The organism is Variovorax brevis (assembly GCF_030317105.1).
GTDB lineage: Bacteria > Pseudomonadota > Gammaproteobacteria > Burkholderiales > Burkholderiaceae_C > Variovorax > Variovorax brevis.
On the sequence record NZ_JASZYG010000001.1, the window covers coordinates 1,030,029 to 1,051,114 of the forward strand.

Below are 21,086 nucleotides of genomic sequence, written 5' to 3' on the forward strand. Positions count from 1 at the left end.
CATGGGCTTTCAGGCGACCTGCTTGCGGGTTTGCGACTGCGGCGTGCCGGCGACGGCTTGCCGCAGCGCGCGAACGATGGCGCGCCGCGCGAGTTCGATCTTGAAATCGTTGCCGCCGCGGCCGATCGCCCCGCGCAACAATTGCCCGGCTGCTTGCAGGAACAATTCCGGGGATGGCATCTCGCCTTTCAGCAACGCTTCGGCTGCGGGCATTCGCCAGGGCTTGTGCGCCACGCCACCCAATGCGATGCGCGCGTCAACGATCCGGCCGGCGGCATCCAGCTTCGTCGCGGCTGCGACCGACACGAGCGCGAAGGCATAGGACAGCCGGTCGCGCAACTTGAGATAGCTGTAGTGGGTGTTGAATCCCTCGGCAGGCAGTTCGATGGCGGTGACGAGTTCTCCGGGTCGCAGAGTGTTGTCGCGCGATGGCTCCTCGCCCGGCAGGCGGTGGTAGTCGGCGAATGGAATGCGTCGTTCACCGTCGATGCCCTGGACGCAGACGGTGGCTTCCAGCGCTGCAAGCGCCACGCACATGTCCGAGGGATGCGTGGCGATGCATTGCTCGCTCGTGCCGAGGATCGCGTGGATGCGTGTGACGCCGCCGATCGCGCCGCATCCGGAGCCGGGCTCGCGCTTGTTGCAGGCCGTCGCCGTGTCGTAGAAGTAATAGCAGCGCGTGCGCTGGTTGAGGTTGCCGCCGTTGGTCGCCCTGTTGCGCAGCTGCGGACTCGCCCCGGCGAGGATGGCCGATGCGAGCAGCGGGTACCGCGCCTGCACACGCGCATCCCACGCCGTGTCGGCATTCGTGGCCAATGCGCCCAGCCTCAGGCCCCCGCTTGCCGTCTCCTCGATGCGGTGCAGCGGGAGGCGCTTGATGTCGATGATGGCGATGGGACGCTCAACGTTCTCCTTCATGAGATCGACGAGGTTGGTGCCGCCCGCGAGATAGCGGATCGCGCCCATGCTTGGGCCCAGGTTGCCCAGTTGCAGGGCGTGGACGACGTCGCCGGGCCTGGCATAGCTGAAGCGGTTCATGGCTTGCCGCCTTCCCGGGTCAACACCTCCATCACGGCGTCGGTGATGTTGGAATAGGCGCCGCAGCGGCAGAGGTTGCCGCTCATGAGCTCGCGCACCTCCTCGCGCGTCTTCGCCTTGCCCTCCGCGATCAGGCCGCGTGCGGAGCACAGCTGGCCCGGCGTGCAGTAGCCGCATTGCAAGGCGTCGTGGTCCATGAACGCCTGCTGCAAGGGGTCCAGCACTTCGTCAGCCCCAAAGCCACTCGACAGGCCTTCCACCGTCCGGACCTCGCACCCATCCGCGCAGACCGCGAGGATCAGGCAACTGTTGACTCGCTTGCCGTCCAGCAGCACCGTGCAGGCGCCGCACTGGCCGTGGTCGCAGCCCTTCTTGGTCCCGGTGAGATGGGCCTCCTCGCGCAGCAGGTCGAGCAGCGTCACCCACGGCTGTGTTTCCACGGGGTGCTCGAAACCATTGAGGTGCAGGACGATGCGAAAAGTGTCGTCGCCGACGCGGTCGGCACCGACGCGGGGAAGATCGTTGAGCTTCATGGGAATGCCTCGGGGTGGTGGTGGCTGGCCTCGCCCGTGGTGGTGACCCGCGGCGATCGAACCTGGCAAGAATCGGCAGACGGTATGGAAGTCCCCGCGCTTCGCATGTAGGACGAACCGCCCTCGAGAGCGTCGATGTTGGCCCGCGACCCTTCCGCCTATCGTCATGCGCTGACGCCGGAGCCCACACGGCCTCACGTATTTCGCCTATAGGCATCGCTGACTGGATCACTCACGCTACGGGCTCCTACAGGCCGGAGACACGATGGACACGGCATCGACCCTGCAAACCCCGGCAAATGCCGACAGCGACCAGAGGTGGTGGCGCAAGCTCGGCCCCGGGCTGATCACCGGCGCCGCCGACGACGACCCGAGCGGCATCGCCACCTATTCGCAGGCGGGCGCGCAGTTTGGCTACGGTGTGGGCTGGACGCTGCTCTTCACCTTTCCGTTGATGATGGGCATCCAGCTCGCCAGCGCGCGCATCGGCCGCGTCACCGGCAAGGATTTGACGGAGACGTTCGCGCGCTTCTGCCCCCAGTGGCTGGTCGCGTCGCTGGTGTTGCTGCTGGTGGTGGCCAACGTGATCAACCTCGGTGCCGACCTCAGTGCCATGGGCGCGGCCGCGACGCTGGTGCTGCCGGGCGCGCCGGGCTGGTATGCGCTGGCCTTTGGTACCCTCTCGCTGACGCTGCAGGTCTTCTTGCCGTACCAGCGCTACGTGCGCATCCTGAAGTGGCTCACGCTGTCATTGTTTGCGTACGTGGCCGTGGTGTTCGTCGTGCGGGTGGACTGGGTCGCGGCCATGAAAGGCACCTTTGCGCCGCACTTCCAGTGGAACAAGGACTACGTGACGATGGTGGTCGCCATCCTGGGCACCACCATCAGCCCCTACCTGTTCTTCTGGCAGGCGTCGCAGGAAGTGGAAGAGATCCATCGCGTGCCGGAAGACCACGCCCTGCGCGTGGCGCCCGAGCAGGCGCGCAAGCAACTGCGCCGCCTGCGCCTGGACACCGCCGTGGGCATGGGTTTTTCCAACCTCATTGCGTTCTTCATCATCACGGCCGCGGCGGCGACGCTGCATGCAAACGGCCAGACGCACATCGAGACCACGGCGCAGGCGGCTGCCGCGCTCAAACCGATCGCCGGCGAAGCGGCGTTCCTGCTGTTCGCCTTCGGGATCATCGGCACGGGCCTGCTGGCGCTGCCGGTGCTCGCGGGTTCCGCGGCCTCTGCCGTGGCCAGCCACTTCCGGCTGCGCAAGGGGCTCGACCTGCCGCTGGCCAAGGCCCGCAGCTTCTACGCGATCCTGGCGGCCGCCATGGTCATCGGACTGGTGATCGGCGAATCGGGCCTGGACCCGATGGCGGCTCTCTTCTGGGCAGCGGTCATCAATGGCGTCATTTCCGTGCCGGTGATGGCGGCGGTCATGGTGGCAGCGAGCAGCCGCAAGGTCATGGGCAACATGACGCTCAGCTGGCGAGGGAAGTTGCTCGGCTGGATCGCCACGGGGGCCATGGCCGCAGCGGCGGTCGCGCTTGGGGTCGTGTCGCTCTTGTGAGGCGTTCCTGGCACGCAGGCGAGTGACGTTGCGCTCCTATCCGACCTTGTTCAGCGTGTCGAGATCAACCTCGCCCTTGTCGCTTTGGAATATCGGCAAGCCCGCCTCGCCGCTTTGCTGCTGGCTGACGCCCGAGATGCGGTGGTCGCCCGTGTGGTACTGCGTGACCTTGCCGCCCCGCTCGATGACCAGACGCTGCTGCGCGGGAAAGAAGGCGTAGCGCAAGCCATCCTGCGATCCAGTGCTTCCCGGCTGGTCGAGGCCTGCGGGCCACCATGCTTCGGGCGGCGCCATGGGTTTCATCGGTTGCATCGGTTTCATGGGCTTCATGGGTTCCATCGGCTTCATCGGTTCCATGGAAGATTCCTTTTGGGTTGCAGCACGCCAGTTTGTGAAGCTGGCAGACGCTGCGGTGTAGGCGCGGGCGCCGGCGGCCTGCGCGCGTTGTTCACGGCCGCGCCTTCGCGCTGCGGCCCGAAGACGCCGCCCAACCGGATGGATTTCGCTCCCACGCGTTGGCAGTCGCAGGGCACGAGCGGTCGCGACTGACGGCCTGTTTCGAGGGGTCCAAAAAGCGTACATTCCGCAAACGCGGTTCTTTCGAATGAAGGAGAACGCCATGGCCCGATTCAACCGTCTCGCGGGCGCGGCCTTGTTCGCGGCCCTTGCCAGTTCAGCGGCAATGGCCGCGCAGTTGAGCGTCGTTTTCATCAACCCTGAACGCTTCCGCGACGCCGCCTATTCCAGGCCTTACGCCAATGCGAACGATCTCCTGGCGGTGCAACGCGACATGGAGCGGCATCTGAAAGGCCTTGCCGACCGTGGTCTGCCGCCAGGCGATTCGTTGCGCATTGAGGTGCTGGACATCGACCTTGCTGGAGAGTTCAACCCCTTCTGGCCGCGCACGGGCCACCTGCGCATCGTGCGCGACATCTATTGGCCGCGCATCAAGCTGCGTTACACGCTGACGCACGGCGACCAGACGATGGCGGGCGCCGAAGAAGAGCTTTCCGACATGAACTTCCTGATGACGGTCAACCCTTACTCCGAGGTCGACCGCTTTCGCTACGAGAAACCAATGCTCGATGACTGGTTCGCCCGACGTTTCGGCGCCCGGCAAAACGAGGACTGAGATTGACCCAGCGCCCGATGCGCGGATGCGTTACTCGATGGCCTTGCCCATGTCCTCGACCACCTTCTTGGCATCGCCGAAGACCATCATGGTTTTGTCCATGTAGAAAAGCTCGTTGTCCAGGCCAGCATAGCCTGCTGCCATCGAGCGCTTGTTCACGATCACTGTCTTGGCCTTGTAGGCTTCCAGGATCGGCATGCCGTAGATCGGCGTGCCCTTTTGCAACGCGGCAGGGTTCACCACGTCGTTGGCGCCCAGGATGATGGCCACGTCGGCCTGTCCGAACTCGCCGTTGATGTCTTCCATTTCGAACACCTGGTCGTAGGGCACTTCGGCCTCTGCGAGCAGCACGTTCATGTGGCCCGGCATGCGGCCTGCCACCGGGTGGATGGCGTACTTGACCGTCACGCCGTGCTCGGTGAGCTTTGCTGCCAGTTCCTTCACGGCGTGCTGCGCGCGCGCCACCGCGAGGCCGTAGCCCGGCACGATGATCACGGTCTCGGCGTTGCTCAGCACGAAGGCCGCGTCGTCGGCGCTGCCGCTCTTCACGGGACGCTGCTCCTTGGCCGCGCCGCCGGCCGTGGCCGCCTCGCCGCCGAAGCCGCCCAGGATCACGTTGAAGAACGAGCGGTTCATCGCCTTGCACATGATGTAGCTCAGGATCGCACCGGAGGAGCCCACCAGCGAACCCGCGACGATCAGCATCGCATTGTTCAGGCTGAAGCCGATGCCCGCGGCCGCCCAGCCCGAGTAGCTGTTGAGCATGGACACCACCACCGGCATGTCGGCGCCGCCGATCGGGATGATGATGAGCACGCCCATCACGAAGCTCAGCACCACCATCAGCAGGAATGCGTACCAGCTTTCGGTGAACACGAACACCAGGCCCAGGCCGATCGTGACCAGCCCCAGGATCAGGTTCAGCATGTGCTGTCCCTTGAACTGCACCGGCGCGCCCTGGAACAGGCGGAACTTGTACTTGCCCGAGAGCTTGCCGAAGGCAATGACCGAGCCGCTGAAGGTGATCGCGCCGATGGCGGCGCCCAGGAACAGCTCCAGCCGGTTGCCCGCCGGAATGCCATAGCGCAGGAAGCCATCGACGATGAAGGCGCCTTCAGGCGTGTTGACGCCGACAGCCGCAGCAACTGGCGCCTGCGTGATGCCAAAGGCCCACGGCTCGACGACAGCCGCCACGGCAATGAACACGGCCGCCAAGCCGATCATGCTGTGGAAGAAGGCCACCAACTCGGGCATCTGCGTCATCTCGACGGTCTTGGCGCGATACGCGCCGTAGCCGCCACCGACCACCAGGCCCAGCAGCACCCAGGCCATGCCGATGGCCTTGCCGCCCGAGAGTTGAACGATGAGCGCCGCGGTCGTCAGGATGGCGATGGCCATGCCGACCATGCCGAAGATGTTGCCGCGGATGGACGTCGTGGGATGCGACAGGCCCTTCAGGGCCTGGATGAAGCAGATGCTGGCAATGAGGTACAGCAGCGTGACGACATTCATGCTCATGCTGCGTTCCCCTTTTCAGCCGCGGGCGCCTTCTTGTCCTTCTTCTTGAACATTTCCAGCATTCGCCGCGTGACCAGGAAGCCGCCGAACACGTTCACGGCCGCCAGCGCCACCGCCAAGACGCCCATGGTCTTGCCCAGCGTCGTTTCGGTGAGCGCAGCCGCCAGCATGGCGCCCACGATCACGATGGCCGAAATGGCGTTCGTCACCGCCATCAGCGGCGTGTGCAACGCCGGTGTGACGGTCCACACCACGTGGTAGCCCACGTAGATGGCGAGCACGAAGATGATCAGGTTGATGACTGTGTGGGAAACGGGGTCCATGGCTTCTTGCTCCTCGATTACTTGCGGGTGACCTGGCCGTCCTGCGTCATTCGGCAGGCGGCGACGATGTCGTCGTCCAGGTCGATCTTGAGTGCGCCTTCCTTTGTGATGATCAGCTTCAGGAAGTCCAGCACGTTGCGCGCGTAGAGGGCCGATGCATCGGCCGCCACCAATGCCGGCAGGTTGGTCTCGCCGACGATGGTCACGCCGTGCTTGACAACGGTCTTGTCGGCTTCAGACAGCGGGCAGTTGCCGCCCGTCAGTCCTCCATTCATGTCCGGGCCCTTGCCCGCGGCGATGTCCACGATGACCGAGCCGGGCTTCATCGACTTGACCATGTCCTCGGTGATGAGGGTCGGCGCAGCGCGGCCGGGAATGAGCGCGGTGCTGATCACCACGTCGGCCAGCGCCACGCGCTTGGCAACCTCGACCTGCTGGCGCGCCAGCCAGCCCGGCGGCATCGGCCGCGCATAGCCGCCCACGCCTTCGGCCGCATCCTTCTCTTCCTGCGTGTCGTACGACACCTCGATGAACTTGCCGCCCAGCGATTCGATCTGCTCCTTGACGCTCGGGCGCACGTCGGACGCCTCGATCACCGCGCCCAGGCGTTTGGCCGTGGCGATGGCCTGCAGCCCGGCCACGCCGACGCCCAGGATGACCACGCGGGCGGCCTTCACCGTGCCGGCGGCGGTCATCAGCATCGGGAAGAAACGCTGGTACTTGTCGGCGGCCATCATCACGGCCTTGTAGCCTGCGATGTTTGCCTGGGACGACAGCACATCCATGCTCTGGGCCCGCGTGGTGCGCGGAGCGGCTTCAAGCGCAAAGCCAGTGAGTCCAGCCGCCGCAAGGCGTTGAAGGCCCAGCGCATCGAAGGGGTTGAGCATGCCGATGACGACCGTGCCCGGCTTCATGCGCGCGGCTTCGTTGTCATCCGGCGTTCTCACCTTGAGCACGATGTCCGCACCGAAGGCGCCTTCGACGTCCGTGATTTCTGCGCCAGCCGCCTGGTAGGCCGCATCGGTCGCGCTTGCCGCGACACCAGCGCCCGACTGCACGCGAACCGCATGGCCCTGCGCCACGAGCTTCTTCGCCGTCTCAGGCGTCACCGCCACCCGCGTCTCGCCGGCGGTGGTTTCGACAGGTACTCCTATGCGCATCAGCAAGTCTCCTGAAAAATTGCTTGTCGCGATCCTATCCTTACAGTGTTAATATTGCAAGCATGCCATCGACTTCCAGCGCCTTTTCGGAGACATCCATGGAAACTCGCAACACTGAATCGCCGTCGCCCAACCCGGTCATTGCCACCTCGCGCCACGAGGGAGAAGGGCCGCCGGCGAACCTTCGGCACTCGGCCCTGCGCCGCAGCGCCATCGAGGTGACGAAGCACGAGGATGGAAGCCTTCGTGTGCAGTGGCCGGGCGACGCCGTCACGCTGCGCAACGGCCCGGCCGAGCACAATGCACCGACCGACCGTGTCGTCGCCAACGTGGTCGACTGGCTACCGCTCTGGGCCAAGGTGCAACCCCTCACCGTCATGCTGTCGGAAACGGACAGCCAAGGTGGTCGCACGGAAGTCGACTATCGGCAGGCCTGGACTCGCGTCCAGGCCATCGCCCATGCACTGCTGGCACTTGGCCGCATTGGCAATCTGCCTGCGCCGGTCTTGGCACTGATCTCCGGCAACTCGTTGCATCAAGCGCTGCTCACCTTCGCCGCGCTCTACGCCGGATGGACCGTCATGCCGATCACGCCGGCCCATGCAACGCGCAGTGGTCAACCGGAGCGCCTTGCCCAACTCTTCAAGAACGTGAGTCCGGACCTTGTCTACAGCGAGTCCTTGAACGACGCGAAGGACGCACTCGATCGGCTCGACGTGCCAACGTATGCGCGCATCGACAGGCAGCAAGTCGAAGCATGGTCTGCAGCATCCCTGTCCGCAGCGCAGCACGATGCACTCGCGAATGCACACGCGCAAGCATCCGGCGAGCACGTCGCAAAGATCATGTTCACCTCGGGATCGACCGGCGTTCCCAAGGGCGTCGTCATGACGCACGCCATGCTCGCGGCAGCGCAGGCCACCTCTGCCGCCAACCTCTCCGTTCAACCCGCGTCGCCGCAGGTCTACCTCGACTGGCTGCCGTGGCACCACGTGATGGGCGGCAACGTCGTGCTCCATCGGCTGCTTCGGTTTGGAGGAACACTGCACATCGACAACGGGCGGCCCGCGCCCGGCAAGTTCGAGGAAACGCTGCGCAACCTGCGCAGCATCTCGCCCACCTTCTACTTCAACGTGCCGCTCGGCTACGCGATGCTCGCATCGGCGCTGGAGAAGGACGACGCGCTGGCCACCAGCTTCTTCAAGCGCCTGGAGTACATGTCTTTCGGCGGTGCTTCCTTGTCCGTGGAACTGGTGAATCGCTTGCGCGCGCTCTCGGTGCGCCACGTGGGCTACGCCCTTCCCATCACGTCGGGCTATGGTGCGACCGAGACTTCGGGGCCTGGCCTGAGCACGACATGGGACATGGCCAGCGGCGGCGCGCTGGGCCTGCCGGCGCCGGGCATCGTCGCCAAGCTTCAACCGTTGGACGGGCGATACGAGCTGTGCCTCGCGGGCGCCAGCCTTGCGTCCCGCTATGCAGACGACGTGGCCACCAACGTCGACGCCGAGGGATTCATCCGCACCGGCGATGCCGTGACATGGGTCGACGCCGAACGACCGCTCTTGGGACTGGCGTTTGCAGGCCGCGTGTCGGAAGAGTTCAAGCTTCTGTCCGGCACCTGGGTGCAGGTCGGCACACTGCGCCAGCGCGTCGTCGAGGCACTGTCGCCGCTCGTCAGCGATGCGGTGCTGACGGGGCATGACCGTGACTATGTCGGCGCCTTGCTGTTCATGAACGAGCGTGCGTTGCGCGCGGCGTTTCCTGAGGCCTCCGGGCTCACGCGTGAAGAGCTGGTACAGCACCCTCCCCTGCTGCAGTCGCTGGCCTCGCGACTCGATCGCCTGCAAGGCGGCTCCAGCATGCGCGTGCTGCGCGCCATGCTCATGGTTGAAGACCCGGTGGCCGAAGCCTTCGAGATCACCGACAAGGGCTACATCAACCAGCGCGCGGTGCTGCAGTGCCGCGCGATGCTGGTGGAGGCGCTGCATGCCCCGACACCGGATGCGTCCGTGGTGCGCCTCGATTGAACTGAGTCCCCAAGCCGCAAGCACGCAGAAATTTTTCGCGTCCCGATCGAATAGTTTTGCCTCCATCTTGACACTGTTAGGATTGGCATCTACGATTCCCCCATCGAACATTCAAGAGGCATCCCGATGAACACAGAGAACCGCTATCTGGAAGACCTTGCCCTCGGCGAACGCTGGGTCAGCGAGGCGGTCACCTTGACCGAGGACGACATCACCCGCTTCGGCCGCGACTACGATCCGCAACCGATGCACACCGACCGCGAGAGCGCGGCGCGTGGTCCCTTCGGCGGCATCATCGCCAGCGGCTGGCATCTCACCGCCCTGGTCATGCGCCTGAGCGTGACGTCTCGCAGCTTCGGCGGCACGCCGATCATTGGTGCGGGCGCCGATGAGTTGCGCTGGCTGCAGCCGGTGCGACCCGATGACACGCTGACGCTGGACCGCGTCATCGAACAGATCGACCCGCCTGCCCGCCCCGGCGGCCGCGGCACGGTGCGCACGCGCATGACGCTGCGCAACCAGCGCGACGAAAAGGTCATGACGATGGTCGCGATCGGGAAGATTCCCGTGCGCCCGTCCTGAGCGGCACAACGCATTTCGTGGAAAACGCCATGCCACCCACATCACCCATCCTCGTCACCGGCGCCGCAGGCAAGGTCGGCGCCATCGGTCCGACCGTGACGGACCTGCTGCTGCGCGACGGCTTCAAGGTGCGTGCCCTCGTGCGCCGCGAAGACGAACGCGCCGACGCGCTGCGCACCCTGGGTGCCGAAGTCGTCGTCGGCGACATGACCAAGCTCGACGACATGCACCGCGCCATCGCCGGCTGCCGCCGCGTGTACTTCGCGATGTCGGTGGCCGCAGGCTACCTCGAGGCCACGACCAACGCCGCCGCCGTGGCCCGCCACCACGGTGTCGATGCCTTCGTCAACATGTCGCAGATGACGGTCTCGCAGATGAGCATCACCGAGACCTCGCCCAGCCCGCAGCACAAGCAGCACTGGCTGGCCGAGCAGGTGTTGAACTGGAGCGGCCTGCCGGTGGTCCACGTGCGCGCCACGGCTTTCATGGACGTGTTCTTTCATCGCTTCGCCGTGCGTGGCATTTGCGAGCATGGCGAACTGCGCCTTCCCTTCGCCAATGGAAAGACATCGCCCATCGCGGCCTTCGACGTCGCGCGAGTGGTCGCGGCCGTGCTGTCAGACCCGGCGACGCATCTCGGCCACGTCTACGAACTCACCGGCCCGCAGTGCGAGGACATGCATGGCATCGCGGCGCAGTATTCGCGTGCTTTGGAACGCGACATCCGCTACGTGAACGTGCCGCGCGAGCCCTGGGAAGCGGAGCTGTTCGCCACCGCCAGCTCGCCCCATCTCGCGCAGCACCTGTCCGCCATGGCCTTGCTGCATCGCGAGAACCGCTATGACCGCCTGACCGCTGACGTGGAGCGCCTCACCGGAACGCCGCCAATGTCGGTGGAAGACTTCGTGCGGCGCAACGCCAAGGCCTACCTGCCCTCCTAACCCCTCCCCCTCCCACACTCACTACGGAAAGCACCTCATGTTCAAGAATGACCTCCTCAAAGGAAAACGAATCCTGGTCACCGGCGGCGGCACGGGCCTGGGCCGCGAAATGGCCTCCCGCTTCGCCGAACTGGGCGCCGACCTGTACCTGTGCGGCCGCCGCCAGGAAGTCGTGGACGCCACTGCGCGCGAGATCGCCGAACGTTATGGCGTGAAGGTCAAGGCGCATGCCCTGGACATCCGCAACCCGGAAGCGGTGGACAGCTACATCGAGTCCATCTGGCAGGACGGTGGCCCCATCGACGCACTGCTCAACAACGCGGCCGGAAACTTCATCAGCCGCACGGAAGACTTGTCGCACCGCGGCTTCGATGCGGTCGCCAACATCGTGATGCACGGCACCTTCTACGTCACGCACAGCGTCGGTCGCCGCTGGGTGTCGGATGCGCGCCAGACGCTCGAGCGCGGCGAGGCGCCGCCCACGCGCAGCGTCATCTCGATCCTGGTGACGTGGGTCTTCAATGGCGGCCCTTACGTCGTGCCCTCGGCCATGGCCAAGTCGGCCATCGCCAACATGACCAAGTCGCTGTCGGCCGAATGGGGACGCTACGGCATTCGCCTCAACGCGATCGCCCCCGGCGAATTCCCCACCGAAGGCATGAACGCGCGACTCTCGCCCGGCCAGAAGACCATCGGACGCGAAGCGCTCAACCCCATGGGACGCGTGGGCCGCATGGAAGAGCTGCAGAACCTCTCCACATTCCTGGTGGCCGACGGCGTGGACTGGATGACGGGCCAGATCCTCACGATCGACGGCGGCAACGCCATTGCGACCGGCGGCAACTTCTACGCCTATCGCTCCTACGACGACGGCGACTGGGCCCGCATCCGCGACAACATCCGCAGCCAGGACCAGAAGGACAAGCAGGTGCGTCGCGTGGCTTGAGCCTTCATGCCAGGCCTGCTGTCGCGGGCCTGGCACTGCTAGAGGTCGTAGAGGCCGCGTATGCCCGCGAACACCAGGTCGAGCGTCTGGTTGGTCAGTTGCTCCCGGCTGACCTTGGGGGCGCCGAAGGGATTGATGCGGTTCTCGATGATCAGCGTCGCAACGCCGTGCATGCACATCCACGCAATGCGTGCCACGTCATGCGCCTTGGCCTCGTCGGCCTTGCCCTGCGCGGCCAGGTAGTCGCCGGCGGCACGCGCCACCATCTGGTAGGACTGGCTGGCGGCTTCATTGAGTTCCGCGTGCGTTTCGGGCGAGCGGAACTGCGGCGCAAACATCAGGTGGAACAGCGTGGGATGCAGCGTCGCGAAAGCCACATAGGCCGACAGCAGCGTGCGCAGTCGCTGTTCGGGCGACATGGTCGGGCGCAGCCGCGCAAATCGGAACTCCGTCAGGTCGCGAAAGCCGCTGGCCGCGATGGCTGCAAGCAAACCCTCCTTGTTGCCGAAGTGATGCTTGGGCGCCACCTGCGACACGCCCACCTCGCTGGCAATGCGACGCAGGCTCAGTTCGGCCAGCCCCACTTCGCTGAGCTGGGCCTTTCCGCAACGCACCAGGTCTTCACGCAGGTTGCCGTGGTGGTAGGGGCGCGGCGCCGGTTCATCGTCGGCCCCGGCGCCGACCTTCACGGAGCGGGCAGCGCGCTTCGCCGCGACAGGCAGGGCCGCGGCCGCCTTCTTCCTCGGCGCACGCGGCGCACCCGTGGCTGCGACGGCAGCCTTCCTTCGTGTCTTCTCTGGTTCCATGGCCGAAATCTTAACACTCGATCTCCGGTTTCGGAACACGCTCTTGACTCATTTCTTAACATCGTTAATATCAAGATCCGAACACCATCCGAGGAAAGACAAGCATGCCCTCCTATGACCCGCCTCTCGCCGAATTCCGCTTCCTGCTGCAGGAGGTCCTGGCCTACGAAGACCGCGTCGCCTCGCTCCCCGGATTCGCGGACGCCAGCATGGACCTGGTCATGCCGGTGCTCGAGAGTGCCGGCGAGTTCGCGCGCGACGTCCTGGTGCCAATCAACAACCGCGGCGACGACGAAGGCTGCATTCGCGAGGGCCACACCGTGCGAACGCCAGCGGGCTACGTGCAGGCCTACCAGGCCTATCGCGATGCCGGATGGCCCTCGCTGGCGGGCGACCCGGCCTACGGCGGGCAGGGCCTGCCGATCACGCTGTCGACCCTGGTGCGGGAGATGATCGGTTCGGGTTCGATGGCCTTCGGCATGTACGGCGGCCTGTCGCAAGGCGCTTACCGGGCACTGCTGGCCCACGGCACGGACGCTTTGCGCGCGCAACTATTGCCACCGCTGGTGGACGGCCGCTGGACCGGCACGATGTGCCTCACCGAGGCCGACAGCGGCTCCGACCTGTCACGGCTGCGCACGCGCGCCACGCCGGCCGGCGACGGCACCTATCGCATCAACGGCAGCAAGATCTTCATTTCGGGCGGCGACCACGACCTGGCGGAGAACATCCTTCACCTGGTGCTCGCCCGCCTGCCTGATGCGCCCGCGGGCACGCGCGGCATCAGCCTGTTCCTGGTGCCCAAGAAGCTGCCGCGCACAGATGGCACCGCCCTGCCGGCGCACAGCGACAACCACGTGACCTGCACGGGCGTCGAGCACAAGATGGGCATCCGAGCGTCGGCCACCGCGGCGCTGGCCTTCGACGATTCGCTGGGCTGGCTGGTGGGCGAGCCCAACGGCGGCCTCAAGGCGATGTTCACCATGATGAATTCGTCGCGCATCGGCGTGGCGGTGCAGAGCATCGGCGTGGCCGAACTCTCCCTGCAAAACGGGCGCCACTATGCGCTGGAACGCCGTCAGGGGCGCGCGCCGGGCAGCGGTCGCACGGCGAGCGAGGCGTCCGACCCCATCGTGCAGCACCCCGACGTGCGCAAGAACCTGCTGACGATGAAAGCCATCACCGAAGGCGCGCGCGCCCTCTACACCGACGCGGCCATCGGGCTGGACATTCGCAGCCGCCATCCTGACCCCCGGGAACGTGCACGAGCGGAAAATCGTCTGGCGCTGCTGACGCCGGTGCTCAAGGCCTTTCTCAGCGACGGCGCGGTGGAGGTCACCCGCCTGGGCATCACGATCTTCGGCGGGCACGGCTACATCCACGAGAACGGCATGGAGCAACTGTTGCGCGATGCGCAGATCGTTCCGCTCTACGAAGGCACCAATGCGATCCAGGCGCTCGACCTGGTTCACCGCAAGCTGGCGCTCGAAGACGGCAAGGTGGTCGCGGACTGGCTGGAGGAAACCCGGGCGCTGGTGCGCCGCCACGCCGACAAGGCACCGCTTGCACCGCTCTGCACGGCACTGGGCACCGCCACCGAGCGCCTGGAGGAAGCGACCGGGCTGATGCAGCAGCGCAGCCGCGAAGACGCCGTGGCCGCTGCGGCGTCCGCCAGCGACTACCTGCGCATGTTCGGCCTGGTGGCGCTCGGTGCGGCGTGGCTGCGCATGGGCGTCGCAGCCTTGGCGGCAAGAGGTGGCGAATCCCCTGCCTTCTACGCCGGCAAGGTCAAGACCGCATGCTTCTATGGCAAGCACCTGCTGGTACAAACCGGCTCACTGCTGCAGTCCATTCAATCGGATGCCGGCGTGCTCATGAGCCATTCCAACGAGGAACTGTGATGACCGAAAAAAAATCAAGCCAGCCGCTCGCCGGCGTTCGCATCGTCGACCTCAGTTCCATCGTGCTCGGCCCCTTGGCGACGCTCACGCTCGCCGGGCTCGGCGCCGAGATCATCAAGGTCGAGGCAACCGAGGGCGACAACGTGCGCCTGGCCGGAAGCGCCCTGCACGACGACATGGGCCATGTGTTCCTGCATGGCAACCGCGGCAAGCAGAGCGTGGTGTTGCACCTCAAGAAGCCGGCGGCGCGCGAAGCGCTGTTGCGCCTGGTGGCCGATGCCGACGTCTTTTTGTGCAACGTGCGTCCGGCAGCCATGCGGCGCCTCGGCCTGGGTCCGGAAGTGCTCCAGGAGGTCAACCCGCGGCTGATCCAGGTGACCGCCTGCGGCTACGGCTCGCGCGGCCCGTTGGCGGACAAGCCCGCCTACGACGACCTCATCCAGGGAGCAGTCGGCATTCCCGCCCTCATGCAGCAGTACACCGGCGACGCACCCGGCTACGTGCCGCTGTCGCTGGTCGATCGCGTGGCGGGGCTGCACGCGGTCTATGCGGTCACCGCCGCGCTGTACGCGCGCGAGCGCAGCGGCGAAGGCCAGTACGTCGAGGTTCCGATGTTCGAGAGCGCGGCGCACTTCGTCCTTGCCGATCACCTGGCCGGCGCCACCTTCGAGCCTGGCGTCGGCCCAGCCGGCTACGACCGCTTGCTGTCCACGCACCGGCGTCCCTATCGCACTGCCGATGGCCACCTGTGCGTGCTCATCTACAACGACAAGCACTGGCGCGCCTTCTTCGCGGCGATTGGCCAGCCGGAGTTGTTCGAGCAGGACGCGCGCTTCTCCACGCAACGCCATCGCTCGATGAACATCCACGAGGTCTATGGATTCGTCGCCAGCGTCATGCCTTCGCACACGACGGCGCAATGGCGCAGCCTGCTCGATGAGGCCGACATCCCCAACCAGGTGCCCGCGACGCTCGACGAACTGATCGACCATCCGCAACTGAAAGCCAGCGGACTGGTCGGCGAGGAAACGCATCCCACCGAAGGCCGGCTGCGCACGCTCGGCTCGCCCACCTACTGGAACGAGACGCCGGCGCCGCCCTTGTCTCCCGCGCCGCGCCTGGGCGAGCACACGTGCGACGTGCTGGCGCGGCTGGGCTATTCGGCAGACGAACTGAAGGCGATGGCCCTTGACGGTGCCATCGCCTTCGCTTCGGACGCGGTGCGTTGAAAGCCCGACGGGCCGCCTGAAGGGCGGCCCGGGTCTCACAGCGTCAACGCTTATTGGCGCAACCCGTAGGTCTCGACAACTTCTTTCTCGATCGGCACGCGGGACTCCATGTACTTCTGGTAGTCCGCCGTGCTCATGTAGCGCGGCTCGCTGACCGCCCCGTCGAGTGCCTTCTGGAACACCGGGTCTTGCATCGCGGCCTTGAACGCGTCGTGCAGCTTCTTGATGCGATCCGGCGGTGTGCCCTTGGGCGCGGCAATGCCCCAGGGCGCGTCGTCGGCAAGGTTGAGGCCCAGCTCCTTGAGTGTCGGCACGTTGGGATAGCGCGTCATGCGTTTCTCGCCATAGACTGCCAGCAAGCGGAACTTGCCCGAATCCACGAACGGCGCCCAGCCGGTAGTGTCAGAAATGGCATCGACGTTGCCGCCCTGCAGGTCGTTCAGGCCGGGTGCGGAGCCCTTGTACGGAACGTGGCCCCAGTCGATGCCCTGCTTCATGCCGATCTTGTGCATCACCTGGTGGGGCACCGATCCGATGCCGATGGTTCCGTAGCTCAGCTTGCCGGGATTCTTCTTCGCGTATGCGGTGAACTCATTGAAATTCTTCCACGGCGAGTTGGCGTTGACGACCAACCCGAAGTCGAAGGCCGACACGCCGATGACGTAGCTGAAGTCCTTGATCGGGTCGAAGCTGGTCTTCACGATGAAGGGCTGCCGGATGAGCGTGTTGGTCACTTGCATGAGCGTGTAGCCGTCCGGTTTCGCGTTCGCCAGGATGCTGCCCGCCAGGGTGCCCGACGCACCGGGCTTGTTGTCGACGATCACCGGCTGGCCCAGCTGCTTCGACATGGCGAGGCCCAGGGCACGCAGCGGAACATCGGCGGTGGCGCCTGCGGTGAAACCGCAAAGCAAGGTGATGGGCCTGTCCGGAAAAGTCTCGGCATGTGCAGTCGCCATTCCGATTCCGGCCGCAACGACTGCGGTGCTGATCCATGGGTTCATCTCTATCTCCTGAGGTTGACAGGTGTTGGCGAAGCCACGGTGGCTTGCCTGCCCTGAAGTTCACGAATCCGGTGCGTGCCTATGACGCGATGGCGTCGGCGCGCAAAACCTCCGACGGCAGCGGCGTGGCGTACAGCGCCTCGACCGCCGCTGAACGCCGCTGCATGACGGCGCGCTGGTTGACGCTGCCCTTGTCGGTCAGCTCATAGGCTTCCAGCGACGGTGCTTCGACTTGAAGCAGCAGGCGCTCGACGCGCCGCGAGGCAGCGGAGGTGTCGCCGTTTCCTTCGCGCAGCGCGTCGATCAGGCGTTGGCGCACGACCGGGTGCGCGGCAAGCTCGGCCTCGCCGGCATCGCCACTTTTGCCACTTTTGCCGCTGGTGCCGCTGGTGCCGCTGGTGCCGCTGGTGCCGGTCGCGCCGATCAACGCCCGGCACGCAGCCGCGTCGAGCCAGGCCAGCGCCGTCACTTCCGCGCGCCCTTCGCCCACGATGACCGCCTCGCGCAGCAGCGGCGCGCAGGCCTTCAGCAGCGCCTGCCGCAGCGCACCGGTGCGCACCCAAGTGCCGTTGCCCAGCTTGAAGTCCTCGGCAAAGCGCCCGCCGAACAGCAAGCCAGCCTCGGGACGTTCAGCGTCCACGAAGCGCGCCGCATCGCCGAGGCGATAGAAGCCTTCGTCGTCGCGCACGCCTTCGATCGACGGTGCATTCACATAGCGCCCCGACACATGCGGTCCCTTGACCCGCATCTCGTATCGACCGGGCAACGTCGCATCGGGCACCAGCTTGATGACGCAGCCCGGCAGCGGCACGCCGATGCAGGCGGTGTCCGTGGCCTTCCACGTGCGCATCAGCACCGCGGAGGTGGTCTCGGTCGCGGCGTAGGCCGTGCCGATGACGATCTGCCGGCCCAGCGTCTGCTCCGCCACCCGCTGAAAGCGCTCGTGCGTGTCGGAGGGCAGCATGGCGCCGGCGAAGTAGGCGAACTCCAGGCTGCCCAGCATGTGGCGAGCGAAGGCCGGGTCGCGCTCCATCTCATCGACCAGCATCGCGTAGCCGGCCGGCACGTTGAAGTAGTAGGTCGGCGCGATCTCGCGCAGGTTGGCGAGTGTCTGCGCAAAGCGCCCCGGCAACGGGCGCCCATCGTCGATGTAGAGCGTGCCGCCGAAGCGCAGGAGCCGGCCCATGACCACGTTGCCGCCCATCACGTGGTGCCAAGGCAGCCAGTCGACCTGCACCATGGTTTGCTCGGGCCTGCCGACCACTATTTGCGCGTTGACCTGTTGGGCCGCGGCCAGCATGCGGTGCGTCATTTCGACGGCCTTGGGCACGCCGGTCGAGCCGGAGGTGAACATGTACTTGGCGACGGCATCCGGCTGGGCCCGCGGCTCGGACATGGCGCTGGCTGCCGCATGCGAACTCATGAACCCGTCGACAGTCACAGCGCCCTGCGGCGGGTTCGACGCAACGATCATGCGGCTCGCAGGAATGCCGCTCGCCTGCAAGGCACGTCCGAATCGTTCACCGTCCTGCGCGAACACGAGCCACGGCTCGACAAGCGAGAGCACACCACGCAGACGCTCCAGCGGTCCCGCCGCCAAGCCGTACGCGGGCGACACCGGTGCAACGGGCACGCCTGCCCAATGGGCCGCCCAGGTGAGCAAGGCGTGCTCGATGGAATTCTCGGAAAGGATCGCCAGCGGACGACCCGGGCCCGCGCCTGCTTCGACGAGCGAAGCAGCCAACCGGCACACCTTGTCCTGCGCTTCGGCGTAGGAAATGCGGCGCCACGCCCCACCTTCGTCACGCTGGGCCAGCAGCGTCTGCTGCGGCCGCAGCGCGGCCCAGTGCTTCAACCAGTGCACGACGGAATCGGGGTGATCGTCCAGTGTGCGCGGCGAGCGCAACAGCACCACGCCCGAAGACAAGCGCTCCACCTCGACGGCAGGTGGATCGAAGGTGGCAAGCGGCTGGGCCGGCAAGGGTTCACGGGTGGTCGGCATTTTCATCCAGTCCAATTAACTTAACGGTGTTATGTTTTGGATTCTGGACAGTTCACCGCATTTGGATAGACAGTAGTAACCCTTAGTTCAAATGCAACGCCAAAAAACTATCTTGACACTGTTAGGATGACGCCATATCCTGCCGCATCCCTCACCCCTCCACACATCAACGAAGGAGCCACGCATGCACACGACCGGTACCCATCTCTTCCCCGCCATGGACCGCGTGATCTTTGGCAAGCCGATGGCCGAAGCCGTCGCCGACGAAGCAAAGCGCCTGGGCAAGAAGCGCGTCTTCCTGATCGTCAGCCGCACGCTCAACACGCAGACCGATGCCATCGCCAAGCTGCGCGACGCGCTGGGCGATCGTTTCGGCGGCCTGTATGACGGCGTTCCTCAGCACACCTCGCGCGAAGTGGTGGCGACGGCAACGCGCGCGGCGCTCGATGCGCAAGCGGACCTGCTGGTGGCGGTGGGTGGCGGCTCGGTGGTGGACGCGGCCAAGATGATTTCCGTGTGCATGGAGCACAAGCTGACCGATCCGCGCCTCGAAGGCCTGGACGCCTTCGAGACCAAGCCGGGCCCCGATGGCAGGCCGATTCGCGCCGAGTTTCGTGGCCCCTCCGTTCGCATGATCGCGGTGCCCAGCACGCTTTCGGGCGGCGAGTACAACGCAGGCTGCCTGGTCACGGACACGCACCGCAAGCTCAAGCAGACCTTCTTCCATCCGTTGATGATGCCGCTGGCCATCGTGCTGGATCCGCAACTCGCGCTGCATGCGCCCGAGACGCTGTGGGTCGGCTCGGGCACACGCGCCATGGACCACGCCATCGAGGCGCTGTGCAGCCGCATGGGCAATCCGCTGGTCGATGCAGTGGTGCTCGACGGCATCCGGCGCATGGTGGATGCGCTGCCGCGCAGCCGGGCGAACCCGGGCGACGTCGAGGCGCGCCGCGACTGCCAGATTGCTTCCTGGCTTTGCTCCTATGGCCTTCAGTCGCGCGTGCCCATGGGCGCCAGCCACGCGATCGGCCATGTGCTGGGCGGCAGTTGCGACGTTCCTCACTACCTGTGCACGCCGGTGATGATGCCGGGCATCCTCCAGTTCAACCAATCGGCGTCGGAAGAAGCGCAGCGCCTGCTGGCCGCCGCGCTGGGCCATCCTGGCAAGAGCGCGTCGGAAGCCTTCCGGGCCTTCGCGCAATCGCTCGGCCTGCCGACGGGCCTTGCCGGCGTGGGGGTCGGTCGCGATCAATTCGACCTGATCTCGCAAAACACCATGACCGAGTTCTTCATCTTCAGCAATCCGCGCAAGGTGCGCACGCCGCAGGAAGTGCTGGAAATCCTCGAGCTCGCCGCACAGTGAACGACGTACAGCAGCCCGCTCCAAGGAGACAACCATGAACGACGCAATCGGTGGCATCAACCGCCGCACCCTGCTTGCCGCGGCCGCCCTGCTGGCCCCCGCGGCCCATGCAAAGGCGGGCTATCCGGCACGCCCCATCACCGTGATCTGCCCTTTCAGCCCCGGTGGAACGGCGGACGTGCAACTGCGCGTACTCACCGCTGCGGCATCGCGCGAAATCGGCCAGCCGATGGTGGTTGAAACCCGCGCCGGCGCGGCCGGAACGCTCGGGCCTTCGACCCTGCTCAACAGCGCCGCGGATGGGTACACGCTGTCATTCGCGACGGCCATTGCCCTGCTGCGCCAGCCCTTCATCCAGCCCACGCGCTACGACCCGGCAAAGGACTTCACCTACATCATCGGCGTGACGCGCTTCGAGTGCGGCCTGGTCGTCAGGGCGGATGCGCCGTGGAAGACGCTCGACGAATTCCTGCGCGACGCCAAGCGCAAGCCGGGCGGCATGTCCTACGGCACTGCGGGCCAGGCCACGGCCCAGCACACCGCGATGCTCAAGCTCGCCGACAAGCTGGGCATCGAATGGACCAACGTGCCCTACAAGGGTTCGGCGGACGTGTTCAATGCGCTCTCGGCCGGCCAGGTGGACGCGATTTCAGAAACCTCCGGCTGGGCGCCCTTCGTCGACAGCGGCAAGTTCCGCATCCTCGCCATGTACAGCGACAAGCGCCTCAAGCGCTGGCCCGACGCGCCCACGCTCAAGGAGTCGGGCTACGACATCGTCGAGTCGATTCCGTGGGGCATCGTGGGCCCGGCGCGCCTGGATCCGGCCGTCGTCAAGACCCTCTTCGACGTCTTCAGCAAGGCGATGCAAGACCCCGCCTTCATCAGCAATCTCGCGACGGTGGGCCAGGAAGCCTGGGGCGCGGATTCACGCACCTTTACCGACTACATGCTGTCGCGCATTCCGCTCGAACGCGAAGCCGTGACGCGGTATCGACTCAAGCAACAGTAGCCAGCCAA

General features: G+C 65.9%; 19 protein-coding genes. 10 read left to right on the forward strand and 9 right to left on the reverse strand.

Going from position 1 to position 21,086, the window contains the following annotated elements; translation table 11 throughout:
• Positions 1-9: 9 nt before the first annotated feature.
• A complete protein-coding gene (locus QTI66_RS04460; RefSeq protein ID WP_286557727.1) occupies positions 10-1,038 on the reverse strand; it encodes an FAD binding domain-containing protein in 1,029 nt (342 codons plus the stop codon).
• Positions 1,035-1,571, reverse strand: coding sequence for a (2Fe-2S)-binding protein (locus QTI66_RS04465; protein WP_286557728.1), 537 nt, complete (start codon positions 1,569-1,571; stop codon positions 1,035-1,037). The genes QTI66_RS04460 and QTI66_RS04465 overlap by 4 nt, the downstream gene beginning before the upstream one ends.
• A 265-nt stretch (positions 1,572-1,836) precedes the next feature.
• On the opposite strand from QTI66_RS04465, the gene QTI66_RS04470 reads away from it, so the two are divergent.
• On the forward strand, positions 1,837-3,132 hold the full coding sequence (locus tag QTI66_RS04470) for an Nramp family divalent metal transporter (RefSeq protein ID WP_286557729.1): 1,296 nt from the start codon (positions 1,837-1,839) through the stop codon (positions 3,130-3,132).
• A gap of 36 nt (positions 3,133-3,168) precedes the next feature.
• Here QTI66_RS04470 and QTI66_RS04475 read toward each other — a convergent pair whose 3' ends face one another.
• Positions 3,169-3,489, reverse strand: a complete 321-nt coding sequence (locus QTI66_RS04475; RefSeq protein WP_286557731.1) for a hypothetical protein — start codon at positions 3,487-3,489, stop codon at positions 3,169-3,171.
• Between the two features lie 262 nt (positions 3,490-3,751).
• Between QTI66_RS04475 and QTI66_RS04480 the strand changes: the two genes are divergently transcribed.
• Positions 3,752-4,264, forward strand: a complete 513-nt coding sequence (locus QTI66_RS04480) for a DUF3016 domain-containing protein (RefSeq protein WP_286557732.1) — start codon at positions 3,752-3,754, stop codon at positions 4,262-4,264.
• A gap of 30 nt (positions 4,265-4,294) precedes the next feature.
• On the opposite strand, the gene QTI66_RS04485 is transcribed toward QTI66_RS04480, so the two are convergent.
• Genes QTI66_RS04485 through QTI66_RS04495 form a run of 3 tightly spaced genes read right to left on the reverse strand, consistent with a single transcriptional unit; the run spans position 4,295 to position 7,265 of the window.
• On the reverse strand, positions 4,295-5,782 hold the full coding sequence (locus QTI66_RS04485) for an NAD(P)(+) transhydrogenase (Re/Si-specific) subunit beta (RefSeq protein ID WP_286557733.1): 1,488 nt from the start codon (positions 5,780-5,782) through the stop codon (positions 4,295-4,297).
• Complete coding sequence (locus QTI66_RS04490) at positions 5,779-6,105, reverse strand: NAD(P) transhydrogenase subunit alpha part 2 (RefSeq protein ID WP_286557736.1); 327 nt, start codon at positions 6,103-6,105, stop codon at positions 5,779-5,781. The genes QTI66_RS04485 and QTI66_RS04490 overlap by 4 nt, the downstream gene beginning before the upstream one ends.
• Before the next feature lie 17 nt (positions 6,106-6,122).
• Complete coding sequence (locus QTI66_RS04495; RefSeq protein WP_286557737.1) at positions 6,123-7,265, reverse strand: Re/Si-specific NAD(P)(+) transhydrogenase subunit alpha; 1,143 nt, start codon at positions 7,263-7,265, stop codon at positions 6,123-6,125.
• 98 nt (positions 7,266-7,363) lie between these two features.
• Here QTI66_RS04495 and QTI66_RS04500 point away from each other — a divergent pair, with 98 nt between their 5' ends.
• From QTI66_RS04500 to QTI66_RS04515, 4 genes are all read left to right on the forward strand, one after another.
• Positions 7,364-9,295, forward strand: a complete 1,932-nt coding sequence (locus QTI66_RS04500) for an AMP-binding protein (RefSeq protein WP_286557739.1) — start codon at positions 7,364-7,366, stop codon at positions 9,293-9,295.
• A gap of 126 nt (positions 9,296-9,421) precedes the next feature.
• Positions 9,422-9,877, forward strand: a complete 456-nt coding sequence (locus QTI66_RS04505; protein ID WP_286557741.1) for a MaoC/PaaZ C-terminal domain-containing protein — start codon at positions 9,422-9,424, stop codon at positions 9,875-9,877.
• A gap of 29 nt (positions 9,878-9,906) precedes the next feature.
• Complete coding sequence (locus tag QTI66_RS04510) at positions 9,907-10,818, forward strand: NmrA family NAD(P)-binding protein (RefSeq protein ID WP_286557742.1); 912 nt, start codon at positions 9,907-9,909, stop codon at positions 10,816-10,818.
• Between the two features lie 37 nt (positions 10,819-10,855).
• Positions 10,856-11,764 (forward strand): SDR family oxidoreductase, encoded by a 909-nt coding sequence (locus tag QTI66_RS04515; RefSeq protein WP_286557743.1) that lies wholly within the window; start codon positions 10,856-10,858, stop codon positions 11,762-11,764.
• A 38-nt stretch (positions 11,765-11,802) separates the two neighbouring features.
• Here QTI66_RS04515 and QTI66_RS04520 read toward each other — a convergent pair whose 3' ends face one another.
• Positions 11,803-12,570: a TetR/AcrR family transcriptional regulator gene (locus tag QTI66_RS04520; RefSeq protein WP_286557744.1), complete on the reverse strand. Its 768-nt coding sequence runs from the start codon at positions 12,568-12,570 to the stop codon at positions 11,803-11,805.
• A gap of 104 nt (positions 12,571-12,674) precedes the next feature.
• Between QTI66_RS04520 and QTI66_RS04525 the strand changes: the two genes are divergently transcribed.
• Together QTI66_RS04525 and QTI66_RS04530 are read left to right on the forward strand one after the other, a co-directional pair.
• A complete protein-coding gene (locus QTI66_RS04525; RefSeq protein WP_286557745.1) occupies positions 12,675-14,471 on the forward strand; it encodes an acyl-CoA dehydrogenase C-terminal domain-containing protein in 1,797 nt (598 codons plus the stop codon).
• Complete coding sequence (locus QTI66_RS04530) at positions 14,471-15,700, forward strand: CaiB/BaiF CoA transferase family protein (RefSeq protein WP_286557746.1); 1,230 nt, start codon at positions 14,471-14,473, stop codon at positions 15,698-15,700. Before QTI66_RS04525 ends, QTI66_RS04530 begins: the two co-directional genes overlap by 1 nt.
• Before the next feature lie 50 nt (positions 15,701-15,750).
• Here QTI66_RS04530 and QTI66_RS04535 read toward each other — a convergent pair whose 3' ends face one another.
• The gene (locus QTI66_RS04535) at positions 15,751-16,701 is read right to left on the reverse strand and encodes a Bug family tripartite tricarboxylate transporter substrate binding protein (RefSeq protein ID WP_286557747.1); all 951 of its coding nucleotides are present in this window, start codon (positions 16,699-16,701) and stop codon (positions 15,751-15,753) included.
• A 79-nt stretch (positions 16,702-16,780) separates the two neighbouring features.
• Positions 16,781-18,703, reverse strand: a complete 1,923-nt coding sequence (locus QTI66_RS04540) for an AMP-binding protein (protein ID WP_286557748.1) — start codon at positions 18,701-18,703, stop codon at positions 16,781-16,783.
• A gap of 184 nt (positions 18,704-18,887) precedes the next feature.
• Between QTI66_RS04540 and QTI66_RS04545 the strand changes: the two genes are divergently transcribed.
• Positions 18,888-20,069 carry an iron-containing alcohol dehydrogenase gene (locus QTI66_RS04545; RefSeq protein WP_286557749.1) on the forward strand — a complete coding sequence of 394 codons (1,182 nt, stop codon included), beginning with the start codon at positions 18,888-18,890 and terminating at the stop codon, positions 20,067-20,069.
• 34 nt (positions 20,070-20,103) lie between these two features.
• Positions 20,104-21,078, forward strand: a complete 975-nt coding sequence (locus QTI66_RS04550) for a tripartite tricarboxylate transporter substrate binding protein (protein ID WP_286557750.1) — start codon at positions 20,104-20,106, stop codon at positions 21,076-21,078.
• Positions 21,079-21,086: the final 8 nt, after the last annotated feature.

Bases quoted from the DNA above. Each gene is read 5' to 3' on its own strand.
- QTI66_RS04520 (WP_286557744.1), bottom strand. From the start codon at position 12,570: ATGGAACCAGAGAAGACACGAAGGAAGGCTGCCGTCGCAGCCACGGGT.
- QTI66_RS04550 (WP_286557750.1), top strand. From the start codon at position 20,104: ATGAACGACGCAATCGGTGGCATCAACCGCCGCACCCTGCTTGCCGCG.
- QTI66_RS04500 (WP_286557739.1), top strand. From the start codon at position 7,364: ATGGAAACTCGCAACACTGAATCGCCGTCGCCCAACCCGGTCATTGCC.
- QTI66_RS04530 (WP_286557746.1), top strand. From the start codon at position 14,471: ATGACCGAAAAAAAATCAAGCCAGCCGCTCGCCGGCGTTCGCATCGTC.
- QTI66_RS04505 (WP_286557741.1), top strand. From the start codon at position 9,422: ATGAACACAGAGAACCGCTATCTGGAAGACCTTGCCCTCGGCGAACGC.
- QTI66_RS04515 (WP_286557743.1), top strand. From the start codon at position 10,856: ATGTTCAAGAATGACCTCCTCAAAGGAAAACGAATCCTGGTCACCGGC.
- QTI66_RS04475 (WP_286557731.1), bottom strand. From the start codon at position 3,489: ATGGAACCGATGAAGCCGATGGAACCCATGAAGCCCATGAAACCGATG.
- QTI66_RS04485 (WP_286557733.1), bottom strand. From the start codon at position 5,782: ATGAGCATGAATGTCGTCACGCTGCTGTACCTCATTGCCAGCATCTGC.
- QTI66_RS04470 (WP_286557729.1), top strand. From the start codon at position 1,837: ATGGACACGGCATCGACCCTGCAAACCCCGGCAAATGCCGACAGCGAC.
- QTI66_RS04540 (WP_286557748.1), bottom strand. From the start codon at position 18,703: ATGCCGACCACCCGTGAACCCTTGCCGGCCCAGCCGCTTGCCACCTTC.
- QTI66_RS04510 (WP_286557742.1), top strand. From the start codon at position 9,907: ATGCCACCCACATCACCCATCCTCGTCACCGGCGCCGCAGGCAAGGTC.
- QTI66_RS04495 (WP_286557737.1), bottom strand. From the start codon at position 7,265: ATGCGCATAGGAGTACCTGTCGAAACCACCGCCGGCGAGACGCGGGTG.
- QTI66_RS04490 (WP_286557736.1), bottom strand. From the start codon at position 6,105: ATGGACCCCGTTTCCCACACAGTCATCAACCTGATCATCTTCGTGCTC.
- QTI66_RS04480 (WP_286557732.1), top strand. From the start codon at position 3,752: ATGGCCCGATTCAACCGTCTCGCGGGCGCGGCCTTGTTCGCGGCCCTT.
- QTI66_RS04465 (WP_286557728.1), bottom strand. From the start codon at position 1,571: ATGAAGCTCAACGATCTTCCCCGCGTCGGTGCCGACCGCGTCGGCGAC.
- QTI66_RS04535 (WP_286557747.1), bottom strand. From the start codon at position 16,701: ATGAACCCATGGATCAGCACCGCAGTCGTTGCGGCCGGAATCGGAATG.
- QTI66_RS04545 (WP_286557749.1), top strand. From the start codon at position 18,888: ATGCACACGACCGGTACCCATCTCTTCCCCGCCATGGACCGCGTGATC.
- QTI66_RS04460 (WP_286557727.1), bottom strand. From the start codon at position 1,038: ATGAACCGCTTCAGCTATGCCAGGCCCGGCGACGTCGTCCACGCCCTG.
- QTI66_RS04525 (WP_286557745.1), top strand. From the start codon at position 12,675: ATGCCCTCCTATGACCCGCCTCTCGCCGAATTCCGCTTCCTGCTGCAG.